This window comes from Arthrobacter sp. Rue61a (assembly GCF_000294695.2).
Classification (GTDB): Bacteria; Actinomycetota; Actinomycetes; order Actinomycetales; family Micrococcaceae; genus Arthrobacter; species Arthrobacter aurescens_A.
This window is the reverse complement of the sequence record NC_018531.1, coordinates 2,237,987-2,254,474: the sequence shown is the minus strand read 5'-3', so window position 1 is coordinate 2,254,474 and position 16,488 is coordinate 2,237,987. Positions and strand designations below refer to the sequence as shown.

The following is a 16,488-nucleotide window of genomic DNA, read 5'->3' as shown; positions in this document are numbered from 1 at the left end:
TATGACCATCACCACTGAAGTGACGGACCGTCCCCAGCCGTATAGCGTCAGCCGCGCGGCCCGGACAGGTGACGACGTCACGGTGCTGCTCAATGCACGTGTTGTTGATCCCGAGTCGGGTACTTCGGGTTCACTGAGCGACGTATGGCTTCAGGCAGGGCAAATCTCCCATATTGCCCCCGCCGGCAGTGAGCCGGGGACAGGAAGCGTCCTGGATCTTAAGGGCACGTTTTTGGCTCCCGGACTCATGGATGCCCATGTTCATCTGGCCTTCGATGGCGGTGACGATCCTAAGGGAACCTATCAGGGCAGCAGCGATGAAGAGATCGTTGCGGAGGTTGTCTCGAACGCGCGGATTGCGCTTCGTGCCGGCATAACCACGGTACGGGACTGCGGGACACCCAGGCATTTGTTGGCCCCTATGAGAGCCGCGCTGGGTATGGTGTCCGACGTCGCCACGGTGATTCATTGCGGTGCGCCAATCTGCCGCGTGGGCGGGCACGGCCACGACATGGGCGGAGAGATTCGCACTCGTCACGACGTCGAGACGATCATCGCCGAACAGCACGCGGCCGGTGCCACATGGATCAAACTTATGGCCAGCGGCGGCGGGTTTACTCCCGGGACCAGCCCAAGCGTCTTCGAATTCGATCCCATCCTGCTCCGTGAGGCGGTGGTCATCGCCGGCTCCTACGGCATGAGGACTGCAGCCCATGCCCACGCCAGTTCTTCGATGGCCGCGTGCATCGAGGCGGGTGTGGACTCATTGGAACACGCCTCCATGTTGGGGCCCGATGAGCAGTGCGCGCCCGATCGCGAGCTATTGCGCAGAGCGGCCGATGCCGGGATCCACATTGTGCCGACCGTCATCGCAGCGGACATCGTCTCCCGGCAATTGCGAGAGGGTCACCAAGTGTTATCCAACGCGCAGGATCGCAATGTTGTGGCGCGATTGGAATCGCGGTTTACCAATGTGACCGAGTTCCTCCACTCCGGTGTGTCTATCGTCGCAGGGACGGACGCAGGCCCTGCGCACGTCACCTTCGATCTCCTTGCCCGCGAGTTGGAACGCTATGTCGACGCGGGACTGGCAGCACAGCATGCGCTGAAGTCCGCCACGTGTGAAGCCGCCGACATGCTCGGGGTGGAGACGCAGGCGGGTCGCATCCGGCCCGGCCTGTGGGCCGACCTCATCGTCACGGCGGCGGACCCAATACAGGACATCAGCACTCTCGCAATGCCGCTTGGAGTCCTCAAGCGCGGACGTCTGATCGCACAATAACCACTCGCACCCAGCGTCCGCTGTATCCCGCGCCCCCATGACCTACGAACACACTTTAAGGCATCCAATGAACCTGACCCCACTCACTGATGATGAGCTGGCGGCGAATACCGTTTCGACCTCCGACGACCCCCAACTGAAGGCACTTGCAGCGATAGAACGCCGTGTTCTGTGGCTTGCGACATCCATCATCCACCACGCAAACAAGGTGCGTCCGAACACATCCGGCATCAAGGTAGGCGGGCATCAGGCCTCGAGTGCCTCCATTGCCACGATCATGACCTCGCTCTGGTTCGGACAGCTTCGCGCCGAGGACCGAGTCTCGGTGAAGCCTCACGCTTCGCCGGCGCTCCACGGCATCAACTATCTGTTGGGCAGCTTGGATGAAAAGTACCTCACAACGTTGCGTGAGTTCGGCGGGCTGCAGAGCTATCCCAGCCGTTCCAAGGATCCGGATCCGGTTGACTACTCCACGGGCTCCGTCGGCATCGGAGCCACAGCCCCCATCTGGGGTGCTATTTCGCGGCGATACATCGAGACCGTGAGCGGCACACCGAACCGTGGGCGCCAGTACTCGCTCGTCGGCGACGCTGAACTGGACGAGGGCGCCGTCTGGGAAGCCGTTCTGGACTCCAACGTTGCGGATCTTGGTGAGATCGTATGGATCGTCGACCTGAACAGGCAGTCCCTTGACCGGGTGGTGCCAAACATTGCAGCGGGCAAAATCGAGCGTCTCTTCTCTGCCGCTGGTTGGCAGGTCATCACCGTGCGCTTCGGTCACGTCTTGGAAAGTCTCATGGCCAGGACCGGAGGTGACGCGCTGCGGAAGCGGATTGTTGACATGCCAAACCCCGAATACCAGAGGCTCCTGCGCTGCTCTGTCGAAGAACTGCGCCGCCGGCTCCCCGGCGAGGGCGCACGGGCTGCGGCCATCGCGGAACTCATTGCCGACGTCGAGGACCAAACGCTGACGCTGGCCATCAGGAACCTGGGTGGGCACGACCTTGCCGCGTTGCGCGAGGCTTACTCCCAGATTGATGACACCCGCCCCACTGTAATTATCGCTTACACCGTCAAGGGAAACGGACTGCCCACCGAGGGCCATCCCCAGAACCACTCCTCGCTGCTCACCGTCGATCAGTACCGCCAACTCGCCGCCAGATTGGGCGAGAACCCAGACGCACCTTGGAATCGGTTCGACCCCGCATGCCCCGAGGGGCAGCTGATAGGAACCACAGCTGAAAACCTCCGTCGCGTTGCCGAACCTGCCGTCGCCCCGCCTGCGGTACCGGCAGATTTCGGCAGGACGCCCTCTGGCACGGCAACCACGCAGGCAGCCCTGGGCCGCACGCTGTTGGACGTCAACCGTGCCGCGCCCGAAGTCGCCCGCCGCCTGGTGACTGTCAGCCCGGATGTGAGTTCCAGCACCAATCTCGCCGGCTGGCTGAACAAGGTGGGCGTGTGGTCCGTTGAAGAGCGCCCGAACTGGTTCAGCGATGACGCAGAGACCGTCATGCACTGGCGAGAAAAGCCCACCGGGCAGCACATCGAACTCGGCATCGCTGAAGTCAACCTGGTCAGCCTTCTGGGCGAGCTCGGCGCGACCTGGAGCCGCTGGGGCCAGCCGCTGTTCCCGATCGGTGTAGTCTATGACCCGTTCGTCGAGCGTGCCTTGGAACCGTGGTCATACGGCATCTACGCCGGCGGCCAGTCAATCTTGGTAGGCACGCCTTCGGGCGTGACGCTCGCACCCGAGGGCGGGGCCCATCAGTCCATCAAAACTCCCTCCATCGGACTGGAACAGCCCGGCTGCACCAGCTACGAACCGGCCTTTGCCATCGATGTCGAGTGGACACTGCTCGCCTCAATGTCCCAACTCGGACGAGCTGACGGCAAGTCCGCCTACTTGAGGCTCTCCACAAAACCGGTTGACCAGCAACTGGCAGCGATCCCGGAAGATCCCGCCGCCCGCGAGCGTCGCCGTCGCCAAGTGGTCGCCGGTGGCTACATGCTCCACGCAGCCACGACACCGGCCGCGACGATAGTCGCCATGGGGGCCATGGTCCCGGAAGCCCTCACAGCCTCCGAGCGACTCGCCACCCAAGGAATCCCCGTTGACGTCGTATGTGTCACCAGCCCTGGCCTGCTCTACGAAGCCTTGCAAAGCCGAAATGGGCAGAACCAGGACGCACAATCGTGGATCTTGGATCAAATTCTCCCCCGCGAGCGTGCCGTCCCCATGGTCACCGTACTCGACGGCCACCCCCACACACTCGCATTCCTCGCCAGCGTGCATCAAGTAAAAAGCCGCAACCTCGGCGTAGACGCCTTCGGCCAGGCTGGAGGCATCGACGACGTCTACCGCTACCACGGGATCGACACCGGCAGCATCGTCCGCGCTGTCCTGGACGTAGTCCAGTGATAGCACGGGTACAAGGGTTGTCCACCGGCCGTTTGAACCAGAATGGGTCGGCCAAGAGTGTTTCCGAACACATTTTCATCATTTCGCGACAGATATGGCCCGCTGCACACACTTTATAAGTAGGAGGGTTATCGGCTGCTGTGGACATGCTCTCACTGCTCGATCGCGACAATTCATCCATATCGCCTAGTCACCCACTTGCTTTGGAGTGCGCAGCGGGCAGTGCGCGTAGACCAGCCTAGGTCCACCTGGCCTGGTGGAAGCGCTGGTTGGCATCGTCATCAGGGCTGTCCCCATAGTCACGCCGGCAAGTTCTCCTACTCTGACCGCCAAACCAGCACCAAAGCCCAATTTTTTCAACTCAGAATGAAACGCCAGAAAACGATATAAACCCAGAAGGTAGGAAAATCAGTGGCATCTGTAACTGAGGCTGCAAGCGATGCCGAGCTCATCCTGAGAGTTAGATCGGGAGACCAGGACGCCTTTGGGACTCTGTTTGACCGGCACTGGGACATGGCACGGTACGTCGCAGCCGGGCAAGCCAACAACCCCGCCGATATCGAGGACATTGCCTCGGATGCGTTCGCCTCCGTCCACCGGGCCCTCTTGCGCGGCATGGGGCCCGATTCATTCTTTCGGGCCTATCTACTCACAGCTGTACGGCGTACCGCGCAGGCTCAAAACCGCTCGGCGGCCCGCAGCTTGCCGGGTTCCGACAGCCTAGCGCTAGACCGGACTGACGAATTTAACGACCCCGTACTGGCCGAATTTGAGTCCAGCACAGTGGCAACAGCGTTCAAGTCCCTACCTGAGCGTTGGCAAGAAGTCCTTTGGTATATCGACGTCGAGGGAATGAAACCGGCGGCCGCCTCGAAAATTCTAGGGGTAACTCCTAATGGGGTATCGTCTCTGGCCATTCGTGCCCGGGAAGCCCTACGGCAGGCATACTTGCAGCACCACATCAAAGCCTCATCAGGCGAGGAGTGCGAAGGATACTCAGACAAGCTCGGAGCATATTCCCGCAATGGACTCAGCCGACGCTCCCAGGATAAGCTCCGTGCTCATCTTGGGTCATGCTCCAAATGCACGGCCCTGCTTGTGGACCTGAACGACGTCCAATCCTCCATGAGAGTCATCATCTTCCCGCTGATCACGGGCATGGCGTTTACCGCTGGCGTCCCTGGAGTCGCCGGTACGCTGATTGGCGCCGGTGCAGGGGCCGCCCCGAAATCCATGTCCACTATGCTGAAAGCCGGGGCAGTGGCCCTAACCGGAGCGGCCGTCATTGTGGGCGCCACCTTCGGCTTGGCCGCCGCGAGAACTGATGGTGCAGAACGAGCAGAGGCGGGCTATCTACCAGCTGCCGCTTCAGCAAACGGCAGCCCGGTCACCAAATCCCCAACAATGGACAACAGTCGGACACCTGCCGCGCGGGAGCAACCAACGTCAGTTGCCTCCGCTCCCCCCACGAAAGAGCTCCTCCCGAATCCGCAACCATTCCCGGCTCCCAACAGCGCGCGAAACAGTCCGGCCGTGTTTCCCGTCTCTGCGAGCCGTCCCGTCCCGTCGCCGACGCCGAATGCCACCTCACAGGGATCCCGCCCGCCTTCGACGCCGCTACCCGGCACAAGTCGGACTCCGGCGCCGATACTCACCACTACGCCTGGCCCGGCACCCACTGGGCCCACGACCCCCAGCCCAACACCATCGTCCAGCGAAACCACGCCACAACCGATAACCGCAGACTTTAGTTCAGGGCCTGGCACAGCCGCAGCCGATGTCCACATCACGATAACCTTCAATTTACTCGGCCAGAAGACACCTGACACCGCTGAAGTAGACTTCTCAGTATCAGAAGGTGCACACCTGATCCCAGGAAAACTCTCTCATCCTGATGGATGGAACTGCGCGTCCCCGAACACCGACACAAAGCGAATCCAATGCACTAGCACCCGGGTGGACCCAGACAACCTCCAATTCACGCTTGGAGTATCCCGAAAAGACTCAATCTCCCAAAACACAGTCGACTATGGATTCACTGGAACCGGGCTCGCTTCGCTTTCCTTCTCCAATAGGTTCTGAGCACTCACAAGTCACCTGGCCGCCTTGTTCGAACCCTGCGCATGGGCCGGGAGGGCCGATTTTCGAAGCCGAGGGCGGCTAGGCGTGGATGGTTGCGGGTCGTTGAGTCGCCCCGATGCCTTGAGGTGTCTTCTGCGGACGGGTGATGAGAATGGCAACCGTTGCCGCGCCAATGAGGCCTAATACCCACCAAGGGAAGCCCGGGTCCGACGCTCGACTGGGCATTGTTTGCGGGCTCTCGGCACTTGGCGCCTCCGTGCGTTCGCCGCGGACGAGCAGACGGTGGCTGTTGACGCCTGTGGGTGTACAGGTGACGAGAGTTACGTAGTCCTTGTCGGGCACCTTTCGAAGCGCGTCCGTTTGGTTTGGCAGAACGGTTTGGATGGAGTCGACTTTGTAGTAAATGGTCTGGTCCAGGACGCTGATGCTAAACGTATCGCCTTCAGCGACTTTATCGAGGTCCTCGAAAAGGGTGGCGTTGACGAAACCCGAGTGCGCGCTGAGAACACCATGGGTTCCCTGTCCCCCAACTGGCAGTGCCGAACCGAAGAGGTGTCCTGCACCCTTGGACAGCGAGTCTTCGTCCGTGCCGTGGAAAATTGGCAGGTCCGTATGAATGGAAGGAATACTTATCCTGCCCATCATTCCGCCGGGACCCACATCCAGGAGATTCTGGTAGGCGTCTGAACCTGCGCCGATAGTGGTTTGTTTGCCCTCCTCATTGAGGGAATAGGGATCCCGGAGAGGGCCGGAAGGAAGTTCTTCGTTGAACTTTCTTGCCGAGTCAAGGATCGATGTTTTTTCGGAGGGATTCAGATTTTCGACAGTGGCGACGTACCCACTGATTTCGGTGGCATGGACCCGGTCTGAAAACCATGCGGCGGCTGTTGGGTAGAGCAGGATACCTACACCCGTGATGGCGATCAGGACCACGAGGATTCGTTGTTTGCTCCATGGTCCGATGACTCGGCCGAGGTCACGTCGGGAAGGGGCTGCGTTGTGAGTCATCAGGGTCCTATAGCGGAGGGGTTTAGTGCTGAAACTTCAAAGTGGGGAAGGGCGCTGTGACGCGCTCTCCCCCACTTTCGCTAGCTGGGCGCCTACTTGCGGCTCCGCAGATGTTAGCTGTTGGTGGTCTTGCGGTTCCGTACGAACAGCAGACCTGCACCAACAACCAGAAGGGCACCGGCTGCATACAGCAATCCGGTTCCCGTGCCACCGGTGAGTGGCAGTTCGAAGCCGCCGTTGGACGCGATGTTCTTTACGCTCAGGTCAATGCCGACGCTCGTGCTGGCAGAGTTGATCAGGAAGGAGATCGGCTCTGCAAGCAACTCGTACCCGGCCGGGGCTGTGGTCTCGACCAAGTAATAGGTGCGGTAGTCAGCCGAACCCGGTGCAACAGCTGTGCCATCTGCCCAGTCGGAGTAGCGCAGACCGGAGATGGTCATGGTGCCATCGGCAGCGACGGTGAAGATGCTCTGGCCGTTCAGCACGACCGGGTTGGTACCGGCCAGCGCGCCAGCTTCGTTGGTGTAAACCGAGAAGGAAGCCCCAGCTAGAGCAGTGCCGTTCTCGTTTACCTTCTGAAGCGTCATTTCGCCCCACTTGGTAACTACCGGGGGCGTCACGATCGGGCCACCGGGCTGACCCGGGGTGACCGTGAAGCTGGGAAGGTTCGGGTAGACCAGTGCTTCGTTTTCGATTTCACCGATGGTGTTCACGGTGGTGTTCACAACAACCTGGACGCGAGTGGCATTGTGTGCAGCAAGCACGGCACGACCGGCATCGGTGAAGACAACGGAGACAGTGTTGGTTGCTGCGTCGAAGACGACGTTGTAGTGAGTGCCTTCGGTGATAAGCGTGCCATCAAGCAGGGTAGCCGTGGCGCCCACGTAGGTCAGCTTGGGGTCGAGCACGTCGACGATCTTGTACCCGTCAATGACTGCTTCGTTGGGGATGTCACCGGTGATGGTGAAGTCAATCTGGTCGCCCAGCTTCACATCAGGGGCATCCGTAACGGTTTTCTCGGCCCCGGCAATCGAGTTCTTGGGGTAGACGTGAACATCGTAGATCCACTTGTCTTTGTTGTCCGGGTCCGTCAACGGCACGGAAATCAGGAACGGAGCTGCCGGGGTGACGCCGGCCGGATAGTTGGTCTCGGTGACCAAGTACAGGCCGACAGGGAGGTTGGCGAACGATGCGCTGCCATCAGCAGCGGTGGTCTGTGCCTGTCCCGCACCCAAAGTGTATCCAGCGCCCGTGATGGAACCAGCTGCGTCCGACGGAGCGAAGACGCTGCTCAGGTTGTGGGCTGAGTCCCAGCCGGCGTTCGTGGACAGGTCGATGGTGTTGACCTGCTGGATTGTGAATCCGATGCCGGCCAAAGGCGTCAGTCCAGTAGTTTCCACGGCGGTGCCGTTGTTTGGAAGGCCTGTGGGTGTCGTCGGGCGTTCGAACTTGTGGACGGTGATGGAACCGGTTTGGTCGCCATCGACAAGGGGCGCTGCGGAGGCTGGTGCGATGGAGAACGACATGGCCAGCACCGCCCCGGCCATTGTCGCGGCGGCGGTTTTCAGTAACCGCAAAGAGCTGGGATTACTCACTTGTGTCTCTTTCTATTGATGGTACGGATGCTCGGGAGTGAACATTCTGTGTTCCGGGACTGCCGCGCTAGCGGCCTCCGGGAGGCCTAAGTGATGGTGATGTTTCGGTGACGCACGCTGGCCAGTCCCAGGCCGAGGGCCGTGAGGACGAGAACCGATCCGGTTGCGGTGAAGGGCCACCAGCCGATGCCGCCGGACTCGGGCATTTCCAAAGCGGGCACGTCGCGCACGGTAAGGAGGAATATCCCATCACCGTCGCTGTCACCGCTGGTCACGATGCCCGTACCGCTGCCTTGTCCGACTGTCACCGCGCCGTTAGCTGCAACGGTGAACTGCACGGGTTCGGCCAACAGGTTGAACCCTTCAGGTGCCGTGGTCTCTTCGAGCCAATAGATACCGGGTTCGATTCCCTCGAGTTGGAACAAACCTGTTTCGCCTGCGACCGCAACCGCGGTTGGGCTTACAAGGGCAGGTCCGGGGACGCCGTTATTGTTGGTGTAGATCGTCCAGGACGAGCCGGCCATTCTGACCCACTCCTCGTCAGAGGATTCACCGATCTTTTCGATGAGGACCTTGGCGGATGTCTGGTGTGTGGTGATGCAGTCGGGGCCGGGACCGGAGGAGCCTGATTCGGCGCAGGTTTGGGGAGAGGTGCTGCCGCCGCCACTGACAGTATTAACCAACGTGGCATTCCAGGCACCGCTATTGACTGTCACGCTGTAGCGCAGTGTCGCTGTTTGACCGGCCGGAAGCGTGAAAGCGGCCGTTGTCAATGTTGTTGACGGGGCTACAGGATCCGCCACCGCAACAGGGGTTCCTGTACCTATGGTGAGGGTTGCCGAGCCGGGGACGTACGTGGCATCGTCCAGAACGTCAGCGAGATTGTCCTTGAGGACCACTCCGGTGATGATGCCGCTGAGACTGGTCGCTGTCACTGAGTAGTTGATGGTTTCGCCGGGCGTTACCGATCCGTTCGCGGGAACTGCACCGTTGACCGTGGCGGTCTTCTTAATCTTCCACGCCGGGGGCGCCTTGATTTCTGCATCGTCCGTGGCGGTGACCGGTGGACCTATGGGTGGATTGCCGGTGACTTTGGCGGTGTTGGTCAGAACCCCGGTGGTGCTATCGTTCTGGGTCACAACGTAGGTGGCCGTGGCAGTTACCGATTGTCCTGCCAGCAACACACCGGGCACCCCCGGCCAGGAGTAAGTCAAAGCTGACATGGTCCCTGTGCCGGAGAACTGAGTTTCACTTATCACGACACCGGTCAAAGTGACGTTGCCTGTGTTCTTGGCGACGAAGGTGTAGGTTGCCGTCTGGCCGGCCACAAGAGTCGTCCTGTCGACGGTCTTGAGCAGCGTGATGGCAGGGACGCCTGCGGGGGCGATGGTGACGACGTAGTCCTCGACCTCGCCGGAGTTGGATGGCCCAATCGGCACTTGAATCTGCGATGTGGTGTAGCCGATCCGAAAGCGAGCGTACGTGGTCCCGGCAGTCAAAGTCGCGGGAACAGCGGACCAGGCTAGCGTGGCCGACGTGGCTCCGGCAACAAAGTTGGCGCAGGCACGTTCGGCTGTGTTGTCGAACGTGTTGTTCTTGTTAAGGTCAATCCATCCGCACGTGATACCGGCCTTGCTGGCACCGCTAATGGCGACGGTTGTGGAGTAACTTGTTGCCCCCGCCGTCATAGGAGCCAGCACTACGCCATCGTCCATCTGGTCCAGCGCTGCTGTCGCACTGGCGTTCGGTGACGCTGTGCCGTTGGCGACGGCGGGGTTGTCTTCAGTGATGTTGCTACCCAGCGTGACGTCCGACATGACTGCCCGAGCGGCGTTGTTTTGGTCGTAGGACGCCGGGGCATCCCCGAAGTCCTGCGGAACCGTTACGGCCATGACGAAGTTGTCCGCGTTGTGTTCAGGGTCCTGAATATCACTATTCGTGTAACCTGGCATCGCGCTGCTGACGGGAACGAAGACGCTGCTGACATTGAAGGTCAACGACGTCACAACACCGTTCACGCGCACCGATCCACACGCAGCTGTGGCCCCGGCATTCAGGGGACTGGGATCTCCGGCTTGAGCAGTGGTGTTGCACGCAGTGCCAGTTTTGTCATCAATAGCCGTAATGGAATTGCCGTTAACTGCAAGGTTACTCCCGGACAGCTTGCTCATCGTCAAACCGCCCGTGGCAAGGTTAAGGACCACATGCAACTGCGATTGACGATCCACGTCGCCGTCGTCATCTTCGTCCAACAGCACGAAGCCGCCTATGCCTGCCAGATTTAACACTGGATTTCTCACCGGCTGACTAAAAGCGACAGTGACTGTACCCAGACCTGAGCACGGGCCGCTGGCTGCGCAGTTATTTGTGGCATCAGTAGCAAACTCGACAGCTGGAGAAGTCCCGGGAACGCCTTGGGGGTAGTCGGAGCCGACATATCCCCGGCTATTCAGCGTCGTCCTCCCCACTAAGCCCGTCAACCCCGACTGGTCGAAGGTTGCGGTCAGACCCGACCCGGGCATCGTCAGCACGGCAACACCGCCACCCACATTCGCCGGAGTAGTCGCCACCTCATATGCCTGAGCGGGCACGCCGAATGACAGCCCTCCCAGGACCACCATCAAGGCAGCAACAAGGGCTGTCGCTCCCCCACGGGAAAACTTCAATGGAGTGTCCTTCCGAGAACTCTTGCGCATTCGCTCCAGCTGCGGGAGCGACATGTGTACAGGGCAGCGCGCGCACTTTACGCAAGGGCGACGCTCCACTAATGAAGATGCGAATCAGCGCCGAGTGTGTCGCAGATTCTCAGAAGTTTTTGATAGTCACCTATTACTGACGCCGCTTGAGGCCGTCGTTGGCGAGCCCTCAGCTCCCGCACGTGGAATGTTCGAATCCCGCCCTCATCGCCAAAGTGCGGGAGGGCGGCCTTTGGGCGTTCGACACCCTTCACCGGCGCCATCTACCCGCTGCTATGTCGGTTACCCGGGCGCAATCTGACTCTGCAGTCCCCGCTGCCAGTGCAGCTGACCAAAACGAAAACCAAACCATGGAGTTGCGGGGAATCTTATCTAGTGGGTCGTTCCCGAGGGGGCAGATGGCCTTGGAAGAACGGAGGGTAGCTATCCGGATCGCCCAGAGTAGACGACCGGGTATCAATGCCGCAGAGACGGCTTGGACGCCGTCGATTTACCGGCAGCTGGCCGCCGACAACCCTGCAGTGCACGAACCGGGACTCGAATGGGATTCAGGCCCTGGAAAGACTGCGAAGAGGCGGACGTGCGGAATCAGTGGCCGTCCGGTGGGTGTTCGGCCCAGTCCGGGACAGTGAGTGCGGACACTTACTCGATACGGCCGTTCGGCGCAGGCACAAAGCCAACCGCGCTCCCCACCGCGGGAAACGCGGTTGTTTTTCTGCCCCAAGTCACCGTCGTCATCAGCGCCCTTTAACGGACACCTCGTTCAATTTCTGCCAGTTCGGATTCAAGTTGCCGGGTCAGGCTCCGCAGGCGGCTGATGTGATCCTGCGACACGCGCCCTGGCTGTGAGGTTACCTGTGCGTCGACGTCAAAGACGGTGTTGGGGCTGTGCCAGACGTTGAACCATTCGAGGCCATGACCGAGCGCGTCACTCGTTACCCCTTGAAGCAGGAGGAGGGGTTCGCGGGTATTGGATTCGAGTTTTTGTGCAAGGTCGGCATCTGCCGCCACTGCCTGAACTTGCCGGGGTCCGCCTGCCGGGTGGTAGCCATGCTCCCGCATGAGGCCAAGAAGTGATGCGTTTTCCAGCAACTCTTTGGTGAAGTGCGGAAAGAGGTCGCGGGGAACCCAGGTGCGCATGAACGCCACTGGGGTCTCTTCCAGGTAGCGGATGCGTTCGATTTTCCAGGTGTTGGTGGTGTTCAAAGCCTCTACCGCCGGCTCAGGTGGGGTGGCGTGTTCCACGGAGATGACGTGGGTTCGGAGGCGCTGGCCGTGCGCCGCTGCTTGTTCGTCAAGTCCTCCGGCTTGTTGCAGATGCCTTCGGAGGACCGGTGCGGCGGCCACCACGCTGCCGCGGCCGCGTTGGCGGCGGATCAGCCCGAGGTCTGAAAGTCCGGACAACGCCTGGCGCACGACACTGCGGGAGACGCCGAACTGTTTCTGGAGTTCCTCCTCAGTGGGCAGCGGAGAACCGGGCAGCAATGGCCGGTCCAGGATCTGCCGGTGAAGGATGTCCCGGATCTGCGCATGCAGGGGCGGCCCCTCCGCACGGTTCAGGCCGTTGGACCGTTCCCGGGGCTCTCCCCCGGTGGGTTGCACACTCACACTGACTCCTTTGGCGTTCGAGCACATCATAGCCCGCCCGGGCCTCATCTCATCCTTGACGAGTGATCCACCCCACATGTAATGTACGTACTAATTGTACGGACTTGATCCGTCGGCTGGAACATACAATGGCGTAGAAAGGTCGAATAATGACGCAGATGCATTTGAGGTCCGGGCGTTCTCGGATACCGATGTTTGCCTTCCTCCAGAAGGTGCCCGCCGGCATGATGCTGATACCGCTCATGCTGGGCGTACTGATGAACACCTTTGCGCCCGAAGCCCTGAAAATCGGCGGTTTCACCACGGCGCTTTTCAAGGACGGGGCCTTGACGCTGATCGCGGTGCTGATCCTGGCCACCGGCGCTCAAATCACCGGAAGCCACAGCGGCAAGGCCGCCGCATCCACCACCACGGTTGTCCTGGTTTGCAAGACGTTGATCCCGGCCACCATCGCCGTGATCCTGGGCCTGGTGGTCGGCATCGATGGCATTGCAGGGGTATCAATCCTGGCCATGCTGGCGATCTTTGGTAACAGCAACGGCGCCTTGTGGCTGGCCTTCGCCGGCCAGTATGGCGACGAAAGGGACACCGGCGCCTACGTGGCCAGCGCCTTTGATGACGGGCCATTCCTGGCCCTGATCTTCCTGGGTGCATCAGGGCTGGGCGATATCCCTGTATTGGCCTTCGCCGCTGCACTGATCCCGTTCATCATCGGTCTCTTCATCGGCGCCGTCGATCGTGAGTGGACGAGGGCCCTGGACCACGTACCGAACATCGTGATCCCCTTCATGTCCTTCGCCGTTGGCACGGGCATCAACCTCAAGACCGTGCTCACCGGTGGTTTCGCCGGGATCTTCCTCGGCCTGATCGTCGTCGTCTTCACTGGCGGCCTAACCTATCTCGGGTACCGGTTCATCCTCAGGCGCGGTTCCAAAAGCGGTATCGGGTTCGCGGCCGGCACAACGGCCGGCAACGCCGTCGCCGTACCTGCAGTGGTCGCCGTCGCAGACCCCAGGTTCGAGCCCTTCGTCGCCTCCGCGTCAGCCCAGGCCGCAACGGCAGTTCTCGTGACAGCACTGCTTGCCCCGATCGTCGCCTCTTGGGCCTTGAAGCGGGCCGGAGGCCTGCAGCCAGCCGATCCGGTCCCCGCCGCAGTCTGAACCATTACTTGTACATCCCCTTCATGGACGGAGAGACCATGCGCGATCCGCGCTCGGTGCGATGCACCTATTACCTTGAGTCGGAAATCGACCCTGCAAAAGCCGCGGCCATCATGGCAGGCGAACAATCCAGCGGCACGTTCATGCCGGTACCCGGCGAGTCTGCCCGCATCCGTGAGAGGCACGCCGCCCGTATCTCAGATGTCCAGGAGCTCGGCTTCTGCCGGCCCTCACTGCCATCACGGGCAACCCCGGAGAAGGTCCGTGCCGCCCTCGTCACCGTCGATTTCCCTATGGAGAATATCGGCACCGACCTGGCAACCCTGCAGACCGCGATCGCCGGCAACCTCTTCGAACTGGGCGACCTCTACGCTTGCAGACTGCAGGACATCGCCCTCCCCGAGGACTTTGTCGCCGCCCATCCCGGCCCGGCTTTCGGCATCGAGGGTACGCGCAAACTCATCAGCGACGTCCAAGGCGTCATGGTGGGAACCATCGTCAAACCCAACGTCGGGCTTTCGGAAGAAGAATTCCGGCTCGTGGTGCGCGACTTGGCCATGGCCTCCATCGACCTCATCAAAGACGACGAATTGATGACCGACCCCGCGTACCTGCCCTTGGAACGCCGGGTTGCTGTGGCCACCGAAGAAATCCGCGCCGCAGAGCAGGTCACCGGCCACTCCACCATGTATGCCTTCAACATCACCGGAGACCTCGCCGGCCTCAAGAAGCGCCATGATCTGGTGGTCGACGCCGGAGGCCGCTGCGTGATGCTGAACATCCCGGTCATGGGCCTTCCCGCATTGGCCTTGCTGCGCAGCTTCGCCGAAGTTCCCATCCACGGCCACCGCGCCGGCCTCGCCGCCTCGATGCGGTCCAAGGGCCTCGGCATGGATTACCGGGTGTGGCAGCAGATGGCGCGCCTCGCCGGCGCGGACCACCTGCACGCCAGCGGACTCGGCAGCAAGTTCTACGAACTGGACGAAGAGGTCGCCGCGAACATCCGCAGCCTGCTCGAACCCCTGGGACAGACCACCGCACCGCTGCCCGTCCTGTCCTCGGGCCAAAACGTCACCACCCCAGGGCCCACGTTTGAGGCCGTGGGCTCCACAGACCTCATGATGCTCGCTGGCGGCGGCGTCGCGGCCCATCCGGACGGTCCGGGGGCCGGGGTGCGCAGCCTCCGACAAGCTTGGGAAGCTGCAGTGGCCGGAGTCCCCTTGCAGGAAGCCGCACAGAAGCGTTCCCACACCGGGGACGATGCACTCCTGCACGCAGTCCAAACCTTCGGGAAAGGTGCCTGACATGCCCGCTTTTGGTTTCGTCGCGGACGACCTCACGGGAGCCGCCGATGTCCTGGCCCAGTCCCATCGATACGGACTGGAAGCTGTCCTCGTCATTGGAGACTCACCGCTGCCCACCGATGCTGACGTCGTCGGAATCGCCGGACCCGCCCGGTCCCTGGCTGGGGAAGCTTTCGACACCTTGGTTGCCCGTGACCTTGCCGGCATTGCGCAACTAAACCTGGAAGTGCTGCTCTACAAGGTCTGCTCCACCTTCGACAGCTCCCCCACCGTTGGCAGCATCGGCCGCGGGATCCAGTTGCTGCATCAGCAGTTCCCCCTCCACGGCCCAATCCCCGTAGTGCCGGCCCAGCCCGGGTTCGGCCGCTTCACAGCCTTCAGCAACCACTACGCGAGCTACGCAGGCAAGACCTACCGGCTGGACCGCCACCCCATCATGTCCCGGCACCCCTCCACCCCCATGGCCGAGGCCGACCTGCGCCACGTCCTCGCCGAACAGTTGGCCAGCTCTCCGGAACCCGAAGCCATTCATCTGCCCGCCTATGACGACGGGACTTTCAAGGACGCCTGGGCAGACCGGCGCCGGGACCCCGATGCGCAGGCCTTCGTGGTCGATGCCGTAAACGAACAGCATATGGATACCGTCGCTGAAGCGCTCACCCGGGAGGGGCATGGCCATGGGCCCACCCTTGTTGTGGGCTCAGGTGGAATCATGGCAGCCCTTGCCCGGTCTGTTTCTGACCAGAATCCGCGCACTCCCGGCCCGCAGCAGCCTTCAGGACCCGTGCTGGCCATCAGCGCCTCTGCCTCCAGCACCACAGCAGAACAGATCAACGACGCCGTCTCCCACGGATGGGAGGACGCGCCAGTACCCGCCGAGCTGCTACAGGGACACGACGCTGGAGCCCTGGCCTCACTGGACCGGCGGGTCGCTGACGCCCTTCAGAAGGGCCGCAACGTCGTCGTCCACACCACTCGCGGTCCCGGGGATCCCCGATATGGAGCCGCCTCACCGGCTGATGCCGGCTACGTTGGAGCACTGATCGGCGGCATCGCGGCCCGCATGGCCGCAGCCGGCCTCACCCGCGACATCGCCGTTTGCGGCGGCGACACCTCCAGCCACGCACTCATCGCCATGGGCGTGCGCCAGCTCCGCGTCTCCGACCAGTTCGTCACAGCGGGTCCCATCTTGGAAGCCGACGATGGCTCCACAGTCGGCGGGTGCAGACTCCTGCTCAAAGGCGGTCAGGTAGGCCCCGCTGACATCCTGCGCCGATTCGCCGGCGAACTCCCCAGCTAACACCCCCAACTCATCACCAGAACCAACGAAA

At 61.7% G+C, this 16,488-nt stretch carries 10 protein-coding genes; 6 read left to right on the top strand and 4 right to left on the bottom strand.

The features are described 5' to 3' along the window. Position 1 precedes the first annotated feature (1 nt). The 3 genes from ARUE_RS10235 to ARUE_RS23760 all read left to right on the top strand — a co-directional run bounded on the left by ARUE_RS10235 (position 2) and on the right by ARUE_RS23760 (position 5,786). A complete protein-coding gene (locus ARUE_RS10235; protein WP_014921719.1) occupies positions 2-1,282 on the top strand; it encodes an amidohydrolase family protein in 1,281 nt (426 codons plus the stop codon). Between the two features lie 67 nt (positions 1,283-1,349). Next, complete coding sequence (locus tag ARUE_RS10230; RefSeq protein ID WP_014921718.1) at positions 1,350-3,704, top strand: thiamine pyrophosphate-binding protein; 2,355 nt, start codon at positions 1,350-1,352, stop codon at positions 3,702-3,704. 411 nt (positions 3,705-4,115) lie between these two features. Continuing rightward, complete coding sequence (locus tag ARUE_RS23760) at positions 4,116-5,786, top strand: sigma-70 family RNA polymerase sigma factor (RefSeq protein WP_014921717.1); 1,671 nt, start codon at positions 4,116-4,118, stop codon at positions 5,784-5,786. A gap of 78 nt (positions 5,787-5,864) precedes the next feature. On the opposite strand, the gene ARUE_RS10220 is transcribed toward ARUE_RS23760, so the two are convergent. The 4 genes from ARUE_RS10220 to ARUE_RS10205 form a co-directional block, all read right to left on the bottom strand. Next, complete coding sequence (locus ARUE_RS10220; protein WP_014921716.1) at positions 5,865-6,794, bottom strand: class C sortase; 930 nt, start codon at positions 6,792-6,794, stop codon at positions 5,865-5,867. 113 nt (positions 6,795-6,907) lie between these two features. Beyond that, complete coding sequence (locus ARUE_RS10215) at positions 6,908-8,389, bottom strand: SpaH/EbpB family LPXTG-anchored major pilin (protein WP_043470164.1); 1,482 nt, start codon at positions 8,387-8,389, stop codon at positions 6,908-6,910. An 86-nt stretch (positions 8,390-8,475) separates the two neighbouring features. Continuing rightward, the gene (locus ARUE_RS10210) at positions 8,476-10,689 is read right to left on the bottom strand and encodes a CLIPPER-2 domain-containing protein (protein WP_286140365.1); all 2,214 of its coding nucleotides are present in this window, start codon (positions 10,687-10,689) and stop codon (positions 8,476-8,478) included. 1,143 nt (positions 10,690-11,832) lie between these two features. After that, positions 11,833-12,693, bottom strand: coding sequence for a GntR family transcriptional regulator (locus tag ARUE_RS10205; RefSeq protein ID WP_238324581.1), 861 nt, complete (start codon positions 12,691-12,693; stop codon positions 11,833-11,835). A gap of 149 nt (positions 12,694-12,842) precedes the next feature. On the opposite strand from ARUE_RS10205, the gene ARUE_RS10200 reads away from it, so the two are divergent. From ARUE_RS10200 to ARUE_RS10190, 3 genes are read left to right on the top strand one after another with little or no spacing between them, the layout of a single operon-like run. Next, a complete protein-coding gene (locus tag ARUE_RS10200; protein WP_011774598.1) occupies positions 12,843-13,853 on the top strand; it encodes a 2-keto-3-deoxygluconate permease in 1,011 nt (336 codons plus the stop codon). A 38-nt stretch (positions 13,854-13,891) separates the two neighbouring features. Further along, positions 13,892-15,157 carry a RuBisCO large subunit C-terminal-like domain-containing protein gene (locus ARUE_RS10195; RefSeq protein WP_043470161.1) on the top strand — a complete coding sequence of 422 codons (1,266 nt, stop codon included), beginning with the start codon at positions 13,892-13,894 and terminating at the stop codon, positions 15,155-15,157. A gap of 1 nt (position 15,158) precedes the next feature. Then, entirely contained in the window at positions 15,159-16,457 is a 1,299-nt protein-coding gene (locus ARUE_RS10190; RefSeq protein WP_014921711.1) for a four-carbon acid sugar kinase family protein, read from the top strand. Positions 16,458-16,488 lie beyond the last annotated feature (31 nt).